Here is a 12595-nt window from a genome sequence, read left to right as displayed (position 1 = left end):
CTTCGCATCCACCCGCACTCACCTGTTGAGGAGCACGACATGAGCAGCACGTACGACCGCCTTGTGGGCCTGCTGGTCAAGGGCTTCGGCATCGAGGCCGACGAGGTCGCACCGGAGAACACCTTCGAGGAGCTGGAACTGGACTCGCTGGCGCTGGTGGAGCTGACGCTGGCCGCACAGGAGGAGTTCGGCATCACCCTCACCGACGACGACCTGCATGCGAAGAGCTCCCTGACCGAGGCGGCCGAGGTACTCGACGCCAAGCAGGTGACGGTCCGATGACCGCGGCCGATGGCCGGTTCGACGCGGCGATCACGGGCATCGGCATGGTGACCCCCGCGGGCCTCGGCACCGCCGCGTCATGGGAGTGCGTCAAGGTCGCGGACGGCACCGCCGCACAGCGGGTGCCCGCGCTCGCCGGAATCCCCGCCGACATCGGGTGCTGGATACCCGACTTCGACCCGGCCGCCGCCGTCGGCAAGCGCAAGGCCTGGCGCCTGGACCGCAGCAGCCAGTTCGCCCTCGCGGCGGCGGCCGAGGCCCTTGCCGACGCGGGCCTCGATCCGTCGGACTGGGACGGCGCCAGGGTGGGCGTGGTGCTCGGCAGCGGCATCGGCGGGGCCGCGTCCTGGGAGAAGCAGCACCACGTCCTGCTGGAACAGGGCTCGGAGAAGGTGTCCGCCCTGCTGATCCCCATGCTGGCGGTCAACATGTCGGCCGGCTACATCGCCATGGAGTTCGGGGCTCGCGGGCCCAACTTCGTGACGGCCACGGCCTGCGCGTCGGGCGCCACCGCCGTGGGCGCGGCGCGCGAACTGCTGCGGAGCGGGCGCTGCGACGTGGTGATCACGGGCGGCACCGAGGCATGCCTCATCCCCTCGATCATCTCCGGCTTCCAGCAGATGGGCGCGCTCTCCGGGCGCCGCGACGAACCCGCCGCGGCCTCACGGCCGTTCGACGTCGACCGCGACGGGTTCGTGCCGGCCGAGGGCGCCGCCGTCCTGGTCCTGGAGCGCCCGCAGAGCGCGCGGGCCCGCGGCGCGCGCATCCGCGCCCACATCAGCGGTTACGGGGCCTCGGCCGACGCCTACAACGCCACCGCTCCGGAACCCAGCGGTGCCGGCGCGGAGTTGGCGCTGCGGGCGGCGCTGGATGACGCGGGAGTCGATCCGCGGTCGGTGGACCATGTCAACGCGCACGGCACCTCCACCCCCCTCAACGACCTGATGGAGGCTCAGCTGATCCGCCGCGTTCTCGGCGACCGGCCCGCGGTGACCTCCGTGAAGGGGGTGACGGGCCACTCGCTCGGGGCCTCCGGGGCGATCGAAGTGGCCATCGCGGCCCTCACGGTGGAGGCGGGGCTCATACCGCCGACCGCGAACCTTGACAGCCAGGACCCGCGGATCGACCTGGATGTCGTCGCCAAGGCTGCACGGCCCGCCCATGTGGAGGTCGCCGTCAGCCACTCCTTCGGATTCGGCGGCCAGAACGCCGTGGTGCTGCTCACCCGCCCCTGAGGCCCCGAGGCCGGACCTCGCCGAGCCGCCGCACGATCCTTCCGTGCGGCGGCTCTTCGCGTTCGCGCCGCGTACGGCCCCGACACGACAGACTCCGCCGGACCCCATGGAGCGGGTCCGGCGGAGTCAGTTGCCGCCTGTGTCACGTAGAGGCTCAGCCGTCGCCGTCGCCCTCGACGCCGGTGAGCCGGCCCTCGGCGATCGCATGATGGACCTCGCTGCGCCGCTCCTCGAGCTCGCGGCGCTCGGCGTCCAGCGCCTCGGCCTGGGCCTCGTCCGCCTCCATGAGCTTGAGCAGGTCACGGTCCGCCATCTCGAGCACGCCCATGTCGGCGTACGCCTGCTGGACCTTGGGCCCCCACAGGCCGATGTCCTTGACGCAGGGCACGATCCGGGTGAAGAGCCGTGAACGGAAGGCCTGCATGCGAGGGCCCCGGTTCATGTACTCCATGCATTCCTTCATGTCGAAGCCGAGCGTCTCCCACACCTCCTGCATGCGCAGCCGGTCACGCATGAGGTAGCAGCCCTCGACAATGAAGTCCTCGCGGTCCGCGATCTCCCGGCTGGTCAACTCCTTGTAGTAGTCACGCAGCGCGAGGCGCCCGAAGGCCACGTGCCGTGCCTCGTCCTGCATGATGTAGGAAAGAATCTGCTTCGGCAGCGGCTTGTCCGTCTTGTCGCGCAGGATGCCGAAGGCCGCGAGGGCGAGACCCTCGATGAGCACCTGCATTCCGAGATACGGCATGTCCCAACGGGCGTCGTTCAGCGCCTCGCCCAACAGGGACTTCAGATGCGGGCTGATCGGATAGCTCATACCGATCTTGTCGTGCACGAAGCGCGTGAACAGCTCCGCGTGCCGCGCCTCGTCCATGACCTGAGTCGCCGCGTAGAACTTGGAATCGATGTCCGGCACCGACTCGACGATCCGGGCGGAGCAGATCATCGCGCCCTGCTCCCCGTGCAGGAACTGGCTGAACTCCCAGGCGGCCATGTGCCGTCGCAGCTCTTGCTTCTCCCGCTTGTTCAGCCGGGAGTACTGCCGGGATCCGTACAGCGCGAGCGTGTTCTCCGGCGTGCCGAGGACGTCACAGGGATCCACGTCCAGGGACCAGTCGATCCGCTTCGTGCTGTCCCACTGCTTGTCCTTGCCCTTTTGATAGAGGTTCAGTAAACGCTCTCGATCCGTGTCGTACTCCCAGGTGAACGTGTTCCGCCCCCGCATCGGGAAGGACCAGGCGGCGCTGGTGTCCGTGTGCGGGGCGTCGACGGTTCCGCTCATGAGCAGTCCCCTTACGTGGTACGGATGGTGGTCCTGCGATCACGAAGGCTCGGGCGGGGACAGGACCGGCAGTACCGCCGGAAGGACGTCCAGCGCGTAGCGCGTGCGCCCACGCTGGACCTCGCCGTCCCACTCGAAGGTGAGGGGGGAGCCGTCGGTGCGTTCGATCTCGATGCGACGGCCGCGTCGGTAGATCACCTCGGGCCGTTCGAGATGCCGCCCCTCGCGGGTCAGTCCGGGCAGCTCCCGGGGATCGAGGCTGCCGGTGACCACACAGACGTCGAGCAGGCCGTCGTCCAGTACGGAACGGGGCAGGAGCAGGAACCCGCCGCCCCGGTAGCGGCCCCCGCCGACGTTGGCGAGGATCACGCTGCCGTCGTGGACCATCTGCCCGTCCACGACGATCCTCGCCGGGTGCGGAGCGAACTCGCGCAGCGTGGCGGCCACCGCTTCCTGGTAGCGGGCGCGGCCGGTGAGCCCGGTGAGCCCCGCGGCCGTCTCCAGCGCTTCGGCCACAAGACCGGAACAAGCGCCCAGCAGAACGGTGTCCCGCGTCTCCTCGACGCGCGCCATGTCCAGCCGCCGGATCCGCGGCCGCCGCGCCCCGAAGGCGAGGGTGAGCGACTCGTGCCAGGGGCGGTCCTGCCAGATCTCCTTGTAGAACGAATTGCCCGTGCCGGCCGGAACGCAGAGCAGGGCCGGGCCACTGAGTCCCGGCTCGGCCTCCGCGGCAGCCACGAGGCCGTCCGCCACTTCGCTCGCGGTGCCGTCGCCGCCGACCGCGAGCACGGCGTCCGCCCCGTCCTGCGCGGCCTTCATGGCCAGCGTCCGGGCGTGCCCCGGGTACGCGGTCCGGACCACACTCACCTCTCCGACGAGCCCCCGACACGCGTCGGTGACGTCCGCGACCGGGACGCAAGCCGCGGTCCCCGCCCGGTCGTTCGCCACGATCACTGCGTTGCCTGCCCAGTGGCTCATGCTTGGCTTCCTTGTCCGAATGCTGGGCGGAGAGAGCAGGATTTGAACCTACGTGGGGCCTGAACCCCTGACCGGAGACGAACTCCGGCCCCCATTGGGCCGCTATGGGTATCTCTCCTCGCCGGCCTCCTCGACCGACGTGAAGACCATGACACTCCTGGCTTGCAGCCCACTGAAACGGACGTCTCAGCCTGTGATGTCTGGTCCGCCGGCCGACCGTGGCGGGTGGTGACGAGGGCGCCCACCGTGATGCGTACGAGGATGTCGGGACCGTCGAGAAGCGTGCCGGATCGGCGGGCGGCAGACGGCGGGGATCGATGGAGGGGACGGCGTTGAGGGAGGCGTGAAGCCTCTCAGCTTCGTGTCCCGGCGGGTGACTCTTCCCCGGTGCCGACGGTGGTGGAGGCGTGGGCGTGCAGGTGGTAGACGCTGAAGGCGCGCCTGATGACGGGCTGCGCCACGTTGCGCACTCTCACACCGCCGCTCGTCATGCCGTGCTCCGTGCCGGCGTGGGCGTGCCCGTGAATCGCCAGGTCCGCGCCCGCCGTGTCGATCGCCTCCGCCAGGAGATAGCTGCCGAGGAAGGGATAGATCTCCAGGGGCTCGCCTGCCAGCGTCTCGGCCACGGGGGAGAAGTGGGTGAGGGCGATCCGGGCGTCACAGTCCTGCCGGTCCAGTTTCTCGAGTGACTCGCGCAGGCTGTCGGCTCGGCGACGGGAGTACCTGACGAACTCCTTCATCAGCGGTTCGCCGAACTCACCGGCGCTGCGCCCCACGAAGCCACCCCCGAAGCCCTTGGTTCCGGCGACGCCGACGCGGCCGCCGTCGGCCTCGACGACGGTTCCCTCGCCTTCCAGGACACGGACACCCGCCTCCTCCAGGATCGCCGTGACCTCGTCGGGTCGCTCGTCGTGGTGGTCGTGGTTGCCGAGGACTGCGATGACGGGCACCGGAAGGCCACCGACCTCACGGGCGACGACTCGGGCCTCCTCGACCGTGCCGTGCCGGGTGAGGTCCCCGGCGAGGAGGAGAAGGTCGGCGCAGTTGGGCAGGGTCTCGAACGCGGGCCTGAGCCGGCCCTGGCTGTCGGGCCCCATGTGGATGTCTCCGACGGCTGCGACCCGGATCATGTCAGCTCCTCCGCATGGTCGGGCGAGTCGTTCTCCGCGACCGCGATGTCACAGTGGACCGCCAGCCCGGCCAGTTCCTGATGGACGGCGCGAAGCACTTCCTCCCGGCACGGCGGGGACGGGACGGTGCCGGTCAGCAGTACCCCGCCGCCGCGCACCTCGATCTTGATGCCGAGCTCCCCGAGCTCACCGGCGGCGAGGCGATCTCGCAGATGAGCCACGCGGTACTCGGGATTCTGGCGGGCGTCGGCCGCGTGCTCCGCGCCGTGCTCGTTCATGACTGCTCCCTGTGTGGGGCGATGACGTCCAGGCGTTCGAGGAGAAAAAGGAAGGCCGCGGGCATCGGGGTGTGTTCGCACTCGCGTCGGATGGTGTCCCAGTCGATCTTCTCCCGCAGCGCTCGCGCGATGGGCAGCACCGCACCGAAGTCGCAATAGTGTTCGGAGAAGGCGCCGAGCAGGCCGCGCATCAGATCGGTCGCCGCGAGGACGGGCATCCGCACCGAGTCGACCTGCAGCTGCTCGGCCCGACCGAGCATCTCCGTGGTCACCGGCTCCTGCGCCAGCTCGAAGATGAGGTCCACGGCCTGACCGAGACACCTGGCCTTCAGCAGCCAGTCCTCCGGCGGTGCGTAGACCTCGAGACCCGCCTCGTGCAGCGTTGTCGCGACCGCCTCGGCGTCCTCGGGAACGATGCAGAAATCGACGTCGTGCTGAAAGCTTCCGGCGCCACCATGCGCGTAGACGGCGACACTGCCCGCCAGCGCGAACGTATGCCCTTTCGCCTTCAACAGCGCGGCCACTTGCTTCGTCGCTTCGAGGATGGCCTGGCTGCGGTCATGCGGCAGTTGCTGCTGCCGCGAAGAGTCCTGCCCGTGCGGAAGACCGCCGGACGCTCCCACCGGCCGCAGCTCCGGTCGCCCCGATCTCGATTTCGCGGTCGCCTCGTCCGCTTCGTACGTCATGGCCGCTCCGTTCGTCGACCCGGTTGACCTGCTGCCTTGCGCGACAACATCGCCGTACGTCGGAGCGAGTACCCGGCCTGCCCTTTTCGAGACCGGCGGACAGCGTCTCGAACTGTGCCGGCCCGATCGCGACCGATCACCCAGGTGCCGTGTGTGAGGGAGCCGTGGCGGGTACCCGATGCTGCGCTGAGGGGTCCGACGCAGGGACGACGCGAGCCCGCAGGGCGCGCGGCGTGACGCACCCCGAGGCGGATTTCGAAGCGGAAACCGACGAAGGGGCCGACGGTGCCCGCCCGGCCACCATGGCCGCCCCGGAACGTGACAGGGGCGGGCGGGCGCGGTGCCAGGCTCGCGGAGATGGAGGAGGCCGCATGACCAGCACCACCGAGACCGGCGATGTCACCGGCACGCGGGACAAGGACTACAACCTCATCTGGTACGTCGAGGCGTGCCTGAGCAACGCGCTGCGCCTGGAGTCCTACATCCAGGACGCGGAGCGCGACAAGGACACCGAGATCGCGGACTTGTTCCGCAAGGCCCAGGCGGACAGCCGCAAGGGTGCCGAACTGGGCAAGAAGCTGCTGCGTGCACGCCTGAACGGCAGCTGACGCTTCCCACAGAGGGACGGCCGGGGCACCTTCCTGACACAGGCGCCCGGGCCGTCCTGGCATGCGCCTGCTTCACCAGTCCCCAGGGATCGCCGTCACCGGCGCGAAAGCGCGCGTCCCCCGTCCTCAAAAACCGCCGTCACCCGCGACAAACAGACGGGTGAGGAGGCTTTGCAGCGTGGCCCGCTCCTCCTCGCTCAGCGCGTCGAGGGACTCATGGGTGGCGTGCATGCCCGCGCGGAGGGTCTCCACCGCGGCGGCGCCGTCCTCGGCGAGGACGACGTTCTTGACCCGGCGGTCGGTGGGGCTGGGCTCGCGGCGGACGAAGCCGCGGGCCTCAAGGCGGTCGATGATCCCGGTGATGTTCGAGGCGTCGCAGTGCAGGGTGGCCGCCAGGGATCGCATGGGAGCGGGGCCCTGGCGCAGCACGTTCAGTGCCTTGGCCTGGCTGTAGGTGAGGCCCTGCGCGGTGGCGGCGGTGGTGAGGTCGCCGTAGAGGCTGACCATGGAGGCCCACAGGGTGTCGAGGAGTGCCGTGTTCGAAACCTCGAGGTGTCCGCCGTCGGACGCTTGGGCGGAGCGGCTCGTTCCAGATGTCGCGGACATGCGGCCAGCGTAACCCGAAACTTGACTACCTCAATCTTCGATGCTTACCTCTATCCAGTTACTTGAGGATCTCAACCTTCGAAGCTCTGGAGCTTTGTGAACCTCAAGTTTCCTCGCCTCCCTCTCCGACTACGGAAGAAAACCGTGACACCCACAGATCGCGTGGCGTCAAGACGCCCCGGCGGCGACATCGCGCTCGTCCTGGTCCTCGGCCTTGCGGCCATGATCGTCTCGATGATGCAGACCCTCGTCGTGCCGATCCTCGGCATCATCCAAAGCGACCTCGGCACCTCCACCGCGAATGTCAGCTGGGTCACCACCGCGACCCTGCTGTCCGCCGCGGTCTTCACGCCGCTGCTCGGCCGCTTCGGCGACATGCACGGCAAGAAGCCCACGTTGATCGGGGTTCTGCTGCTGATGATCGCCGGATCGGTGCTCGCGGCGACGACCAGTTCGCTGCTGTGGCTGATCGTCGGCCGGGTCCTCCAGGGCGCGGCCACCGCGATTTTCCCGCTGGCCCTCTCCGTCCTGCGCGAGGAGATGCCTCCGGCGAAGCTGCACGGTGCGATGGCGATGGTGAGCGGAACCCTCGCGGTCGGCAGCGGCCTCGCCCTCGTGGCGGCGGGACTGCTGACCCGCGGCTCGGACCCCGACTACCACCGGGTGTTCTGGCTCGCCGTGGCACTCGCCGCCGTCGCCCTTGTCGGTGTCCTGCTGCGCGTTCCCTCCTCGAGGTCGAAGGCCGGCGGCCGGACCGACTGGCTCGGCGCGGTGACGCTCGCCGTGCTCCTCGTTCTGCTCCTGCTGCCGATCTCGCAGGGACACGCGTGGGGCTGGTCCTCCGCACGCACCATCGGCCTGTTCGCGGGCGCTGTCGCCATGGCGGTCGTCTGGGTGCTGGTCGAGCGGAAGGTGCGCGAGCCGATGGTGGACATGCGGATGTTCGCCCACCGGCCGGTGCTCTTCACGAATCTCGCCGGGCTGTTCCTCGGCTTCGCGATGTTCTCGCAGTTCATCGGCGTGGCGTACTTGGTGCAGATGCCTCAGGAGCTCACCGGATACGGATTCGGGGCCTCGGTCCTGCGTGCGTCCGTCGAGTACCTGCTGCCGACCACGGTGATCTCGCTGCTGGCCGCGCAGTTCGGCGGGATCCTGGTCGGGCGGATCGGGGCGCGCTTCACCCTCGCCATCGGTGCCGTGTTCGGCGTACTCGGCTTCGTCTGGCTGACCGCGGCGCACGACTCGTCCGCGTCGATCATCCTCGCGGGGCTGCTGATCGGTGTGGCCATCAGCTTCGGATACGCCGCCATGCCCGCGCTCATCGTGGCGAGCGTTCCGCACCACCAGACCGGTATCGCCAATGGCCTCAACTCCATCTCCCGCTCCGTCGGCAGCGCGATCGCCAGCGCGGTGATCACCTCGCTGCTCGCGTCCAAGACCATTGAGCACCTGCCGGCCGGTGTGCCGGCCCTGCCCGCCGAGAGCCAGTTCACGCTGAGCTTCGCCATCGCAGGCATCGCCTTCGTGCTCATCGTGCCCGTGGCGCTGCTCGGCCTGACCAAGGGCACGGCCCAGGTGTACACGGTCGAGAAGAGGGACGCCGTGGAAGTGGAGGCGGATGCGGCCGTGGGGGCGGAAGCGTCCGTGGAAGCGGCCGTGGACGCGGTGGCCGAAGAAGCCGAGGAGGCCGAGGCGGAGACGGAAGGCGCCACCGCCTGACCCGCGGCGGGGGCCTTGCCCTTGCCTGTGGAAACCGATCGGTTTACTCTTTCGAAGTCGAGTAAACCGATCGGTTTCTATTGTGGGAGTCCCCATGACATCCATCGAAGGTTCGGTCGCACTGGTCACCGGGGGCAGCCGCGGAATCGGGCGGTCGCTGGTGCAGGCCTTGTACGAGCGTGGCGCGAAGAAGGTCTACGCCACCGCACGCGACCCGCGGACCGTCACCCACCCCGACGCGATCCCGCTGGCGCTGGAAGTGAGCGACCCCGCGTCCGTCGCCGCGGTCGCCGAGCAGGCGCAGGACGTCACCGTTCTGATCAACAACGCGGGCGCGTCGGTGAACGCGAACTTCCTGGACTCGCCCGTCGAGGACATCCGCCGCGAGTTCGAGACGAACTTCTACGGCCCGCTCCTCATGACCCGCGCCCTGGTCCCGATCATCGAGCGCAACGGCGGCGGCCACATCCTCAATGTCCACTCGGTGCTGTCGTGGATCGGCCTCCTGGGTTCCTACAGTGCCTCCAAGGCCGCGCTCTGGTCGCAGACCAACTCCCTGCGCCTCGACCTGAAGCCGCGCGGCATCGAGGTCACCGGCCTCCATGTGGGTTACGTCGACACGGACATGGCCGCGAAGGTCGACGCGCCGAAGTCCACTCCCGAGAGTGTGGCGGCGCAGGCCCTCGACGGCATCCAGGCCGGGGCCTTCGAAGTACTGGCCGACGACCTCTCCCGACAGGTCAAGGCAGGGCTGGCAGCGGACCTCGAGGTGCTCTACCCGCAGCTGGTCGCGTAGTCAGACCGGCAGCAGGCGGGCGATCAGCTCGCTGAGCTGCCGGGCGTTGCGGCACTCGTGCATCTCGACGAGTTCGGCGTAGGCGGGTGCGGCGGAGTCGCCCGTGCCCCACTGCGGCCGCGACTCGGGGTTCAACCAGTAGACGCGGCGGGCCCGTTCGGCGAGCCGTCGAACGGCCGGCAGATTCGGGTCACTCATGTTCGTACGGGCGTCGCCGAGGACGAACACGGTCGTGCGCGCGCCCACCGCGTCGGCGCAGCGCTCCGTGAACTCGCCGAACGCGACACCGTAGTCACTGCTGCCGTGCCAGCCCGTCAGCGTCGCCTCCGACCGGATGCGGGCGCCGAGTCCCGCCGGGTCGGCCGCACCGTGCACCAGCAGCCGGGTCACCTCGTCGATCCGGTTGACGAAGGCGAACACCCGAACCTTGCTGAACTGGTCGTGCAGCGCCTGCACCAGCAGCATCGTGAAGTCCGAGAAACCCGACACCGAGCCCGACACATCGCACAGCAGCACCAGTTCGGGCCGCACAGGCCGACGCCGGCGCAGCACGGGCCGGATCGGCACCCCACCCGTCGACAGTGACCCCCGCAGGGTGCGCCGCAGGTCGATGGTGCCACGTGCGGCACGGCGGCGGCGCGCGGCGAGCCGGGTGGCCAGCTTGCGCGCGAGCGGCTGAACCACCCTGCGCAGCGCGGCGAGTTCGTCCCGTCCGGCGAAGAGGAAGTCGACCCGGTCGGCGGTCGGGGCCACCGCCCGCCGCGCGATCTCGTCCCGGCCGCGCCGCTCCGCGACCCGGCGTCGCGCCTCCGTGGCGACCTGCGTGCGAAAGGCCTCGATGCGCCGGCGGATCTCGTCCTCCAGCAGCCGGTCGGCGAACCCGGACCCGCCGGCCTGCGCCCGGACGCTGTCGCGGACACGCGCCATGAGCGTCTGCGGGCGCAGCCGGTCGAGCGTCTGGTACGACGACCAGCCGTCCGAACCCGGCGAGGAACCGTATCCGCCGAAGCCGTCCACCGCCTCGACGGCCAACCGGGCCATCAACGCCCCGTCATTGGCGGCGAGCGCCGCCGCGAGCCGGTCCCGCAGATCCTCCCGGTCGGCGGGCGCATCGGTGTCCGACGCGCCGACTCGGCGCGGAAAGTACACGTCGAAGACCGGATCGAAGACCTGACGCTGCCCCGTGCCGTGCAGCAGCGTGGCGGCCAGCCCTTCGCGCAGCAGCTCCCGGTCCGCCAGGCCGAGCGCCTCCAACGCCTGTGCGGCGTCCACGGTTTCCCCGGTGCCGATCCGCACGCCGTGCGAGCGCAGCGCCCCGACCAGACCCGTCAGCCGCTCCGCCACACCGGCCGGCGCGTTCACACGGCGTCCAGATCGAGCTTGGCCGCCGCCTTGAGAATGTCGTCCTGATGCTTGAGGAGCACACCGAGGCTGTCCCGTACGACGCTCTCGTCGAGGGTGTCGGCGCCGAGCGCGAGCAGAGTGCGGGCCCAGTCGATGGTCTCGGCGACCGACGGGACCTTGCGCAGATCCATCTCGCGCAGCGCGCCGACCACCCGCACCACGGACTCCGTCAACGCCTTGTCGAGGCTCGGCACCTTCAGCCGTACGATGCGACGCTCCAGCTCCTCGTCGGGGAAGCCGATGTGGAGGAAGAGGCAGCGGCGGCGCAGCGCCTCGGACAGTTCGCGGCTCGCGTTGGACGTGAGGACCACGAAGGGGCGACTGGTCGCGGTGATCGTGCCCAACTCGGGGACGGTGACCTGGAAGTCGCTGAGCACTTCCAGCAGCAGCCCTTCCACCTCGACGTCGGCCTTGTCGGTCTCGTCGATCAGCAGCACCTTGGGGTCGTCGCCGCGGATGGCGGTCAACAGCGGTCGCGCCAGCAGGAATTCCTCGCTGAAGATGTCCGTGCGCGCCTCGTCCCATGTCTCGTCGCGACCCGCGCTGATGCGCAGCAGTTGCTTGGCGTGGTTCCACTCGTACAACGCCCGGGACTCGTCGACGCCCTCGTAGCACTGCAACCGGACCAGCCGCGCACCCGCGACCTCGGCGACGGCCTTGGCGAGTTCCGTCTTTCCGACTCCGGCGGGGCCTTCCACCAGAAGCGGCTTGCCGAGGCGGTCGGCCAGGAAGACCGTCGTGGCGACCGCGGGCGACGCCAGATAGCCGGTCTCGGCGAGACGCGCGGAGACATCGTCGACGGAGGTGAACAGCAAGGGGGCCTCCAGCGGGGCGCGGACTCGTTCGGGCTCACTATCTAAGCGCTTGTTCACCTCTGCTGTCACGTGTGATGGCGCCCACGCGGACGCCGTATACCGATCGGTTTCCCCCTCCGCTCCCGCGAGGTAATCTCGACGTATGGCCACTACCGACAAGGCGTCCACGAGGGACCGGCTGCTGGACGCGGCGGCCGACCTCTTCTACCGCGAAGGCGTCTCCGTCGGCATCGAGACGCTCTGCAGGACGGCCGGTGTCTCGAAGCGGTCGATGTACCAGCTCTTCGCGAGCAAGGACGACGTCCTCGCGGCGAGTCTGGAGCGACGGATTCCGTCGTACGCGCAGCAGCTCTCGCCCGGTCCGCAGGACGCCGGCACGCCCCGCGAGCGCATCCTGGGCGTCTTCGAGCGGCTGGAGAAGCTCTCGGCGGAGCCCGAGTTCCGCGGCTGCCCCTTCCTTGCCGCGCTGGTCGAGCTCAAGGACCCCGGGCACCCGGCGCGCGTGGTCGCCAGCGGTGCCAAAGAGCGCCTCAAGGAGGAGTTCCAGGCTCAGGCCGCGCTGGGCGGTGCGCGTGACCCGGAGCTGCTGGCCCGGCAGTTGATGCTGGTCTTCGACGGCGCGAGTGCCCGCGCCGGCGCCCGGGTCGAGACCCTGGACGGACTCGCCACGACGACCGTGACGCTGCTGCTGGACGCGGCGGACGTCAGGTAGGTCACTGTCACCGGCCAGGTGCCTTCGCGGGGCCTTCGGGGTCCCGCGTTCTTCTTTTCCGTGAGCC

At 69.7% G+C, this 12595-nt stretch carries 14 protein-coding genes and 1 tRNA gene; 6 read left to right on the top strand and 9 right to left on the bottom strand.

Annotated features, from left to right (window positions below; genetic code table 11):
* The first annotated feature begins 39 nt into the window (after positions 1-39).
* Together AB0D27_RS00780 and AB0D27_RS00775 are read left to right on the top strand one after the other, a co-directional pair.
* The gene (locus AB0D27_RS00780) at positions 40-282 is read left to right on the top strand and encodes a phosphopantetheine-binding protein (protein WP_362500770.1); all 243 of its coding nucleotides are present in this window, start codon (positions 40-42) and stop codon (positions 280-282) included.
* Positions 279-1517 (top strand): beta-ketoacyl-[acyl-carrier-protein] synthase family protein, encoded by a 1239-nt coding sequence (locus AB0D27_RS00775; RefSeq protein ID WP_362500769.1) that lies wholly within the window; start codon positions 279-281, stop codon positions 1515-1517. Before AB0D27_RS00780 ends, AB0D27_RS00775 begins: the two co-directional genes overlap by 4 nt.
* 154 nt (positions 1518-1671) lie before the next feature.
* Here the strand turns inward: AB0D27_RS00775 and AB0D27_RS00770 are convergent, their stop codons facing one another.
* The 6 genes from AB0D27_RS00770 to AB0D27_RS00745 form a co-directional block, all read right to left on the bottom strand.
* Entirely contained in the window at positions 1672-2739 is a 1068-nt protein-coding gene (locus AB0D27_RS00770; protein WP_362500922.1) for a ferritin-like domain-containing protein, read from the bottom strand.
* Between the two features lie 96 nt (positions 2740-2835).
* Positions 2836-3774: a diacylglycerol kinase family protein gene (locus tag AB0D27_RS00765; RefSeq protein ID WP_362500768.1), complete on the bottom strand. Its 939-nt coding sequence runs from the start codon at positions 3772-3774 to the stop codon at positions 2836-2838.
* A gap of 27 nt (positions 3775-3801) precedes the next feature.
* Positions 3802-3892, bottom strand: a tRNA-Arg gene (locus AB0D27_RS00760).
* 235 nt (positions 3893-4127) lie between these two features.
* A complete protein-coding gene (locus AB0D27_RS00755) occupies positions 4128-4904 on the bottom strand; it encodes a metallophosphoesterase (protein ID WP_362500767.1) in 777 nt (258 codons plus the stop codon).
* Entirely contained in the window at positions 4901-5182 is a 282-nt protein-coding gene (locus tag AB0D27_RS00750; protein ID WP_362500766.1) for a BON domain-containing protein, read from the bottom strand. Before AB0D27_RS00750 ends, AB0D27_RS00755 begins: the two co-directional genes overlap by 4 nt.
* Positions 5179-5868 (bottom strand): hypothetical protein, encoded by a 690-nt coding sequence (locus AB0D27_RS00745; protein ID WP_362500765.1) that lies wholly within the window; start codon positions 5866-5868, stop codon positions 5179-5181. The genes AB0D27_RS00750 and AB0D27_RS00745 overlap by 4 nt, the downstream gene beginning before the upstream one ends.
* Before the next feature lie 371 nt (positions 5869-6239).
* Between AB0D27_RS00745 and AB0D27_RS00740 the strand changes: the two genes are divergently transcribed.
* Positions 6240-6476, top strand: coding sequence for a hypothetical protein (locus tag AB0D27_RS00740; protein ID WP_362500764.1), 237 nt, complete (start codon positions 6240-6242; stop codon positions 6474-6476).
* A 126-nt stretch (positions 6477-6602) separates the two neighbouring features.
* On the opposite strand, the gene AB0D27_RS00735 is transcribed toward AB0D27_RS00740, so the two are convergent.
* The gene (locus AB0D27_RS00735) at positions 6603-7082 is read right to left on the bottom strand and encodes a MarR family transcriptional regulator (protein ID WP_362500763.1); all 480 of its coding nucleotides are present in this window, start codon (positions 7080-7082) and stop codon (positions 6603-6605) included.
* A 162-nt stretch (positions 7083-7244) separates the two neighbouring features.
* Here AB0D27_RS00735 and AB0D27_RS00730 point away from each other — a divergent pair, with 162 nt between their 5' ends.
* Complete coding sequence (locus AB0D27_RS00730; protein ID WP_362500921.1) at positions 7245-8801, top strand: MFS transporter; 1557 nt, start codon at positions 7245-7247, stop codon at positions 8799-8801.
* Between the two features lie 94 nt (positions 8802-8895).
* Complete coding sequence (locus tag AB0D27_RS00725) at positions 8896-9597, top strand: SDR family oxidoreductase (protein ID WP_362500762.1); 702 nt, start codon at positions 8896-8898, stop codon at positions 9595-9597.
* Here AB0D27_RS00725 and AB0D27_RS00720 read toward each other — a convergent pair whose 3' ends face one another.
* Complete coding sequence (locus AB0D27_RS00720) at positions 9598-10959, bottom strand: VWA domain-containing protein (RefSeq protein ID WP_362500761.1); 1362 nt, start codon at positions 10957-10959, stop codon at positions 9598-9600. It abuts the gene before it with no gap.
* Complete coding sequence (locus AB0D27_RS00715) at positions 10956-11813, bottom strand: MoxR family ATPase (protein ID WP_362500920.1); 858 nt, start codon at positions 11811-11813, stop codon at positions 10956-10958. The genes AB0D27_RS00720 and AB0D27_RS00715 overlap by 4 nt, the downstream gene beginning before the upstream one ends.
* Before the next feature lie 145 nt (positions 11814-11958).
* Between AB0D27_RS00715 and AB0D27_RS00710 the strand changes: the two genes are divergently transcribed.
* A complete protein-coding gene (locus AB0D27_RS00710; RefSeq protein ID WP_362500760.1) occupies positions 11959-12528 on the top strand; it encodes a TetR/AcrR family transcriptional regulator in 570 nt (189 codons plus the stop codon).
* Positions 12529-12595: the final 67 nt, after the last annotated feature.

It is taken from the genome of Streptomyces sp. NPDC048415 (assembly GCF_040651675.1).
In the GTDB taxonomy this organism is placed as follows: domain Bacteria; phylum Actinomycetota; class Actinomycetes; order Streptomycetales; family Streptomycetaceae; genus Streptomyces.
Note: the sequence above shows the minus strand (reverse complement) of the source record. Positions and strands in the feature narration are given on the sequence as shown.

Bases quoted from the DNA above. Each gene is read 5' to 3' on its own strand.
- AB0D27_RS00780 (WP_362500770.1), top strand. From the start codon at position 40: ATGAGCAGCACGTACGACCGCCTTGTGGGCCTGCTGGTCAAGGGCTTC.
- AB0D27_RS00775 (WP_362500769.1), top strand. From the start codon at position 279: ATGACCGCGGCCGATGGCCGGTTCGACGCGGCGATCACGGGCATCGGC.
- AB0D27_RS00770 (WP_362500922.1), bottom strand. From the start codon at position 2,739: ATGCGGGGGCGGAACACGTTCACCTGGGAGTACGACACGGATCGAGAG.
- AB0D27_RS00765 (WP_362500768.1), bottom strand. From the start codon at position 3,774: ATGAGCCACTGGGCAGGCAACGCAGTGATCGTGGCGAACGACCGGGCG.
- AB0D27_RS00755 (WP_362500767.1), bottom strand. From the start codon at position 4,904: ATGATCCGGGTCGCAGCCGTCGGAGACATCCACATGGGGCCCGACAGC.
- AB0D27_RS00750 (WP_362500766.1), bottom strand. From the start codon at position 5,182: ATGAACGAGCACGGCGCGGAGCACGCGGCCGACGCCCGCCAGAATCCC.
- AB0D27_RS00745 (WP_362500765.1), bottom strand. From the start codon at position 5,868: ATGACGTACGAAGCGGACGAGGCGACCGCGAAATCGAGATCGGGGCGA.
- AB0D27_RS00740 (WP_362500764.1), top strand. From the start codon at position 6,240: ATGACCAGCACCACCGAGACCGGCGATGTCACCGGCACGCGGGACAAG.
- AB0D27_RS00735 (WP_362500763.1), bottom strand. From the start codon at position 7,082: ATGTCCGCGACATCTGGAACGAGCCGCTCCGCCCAAGCGTCCGACGGC.
- AB0D27_RS00725 (WP_362500762.1), top strand. From the start codon at position 8,896: ATGACATCCATCGAAGGTTCGGTCGCACTGGTCACCGGGGGCAGCCGC.
- AB0D27_RS00710 (WP_362500760.1), top strand. From the start codon at position 11,959: ATGGCCACTACCGACAAGGCGTCCACGAGGGACCGGCTGCTGGACGCG.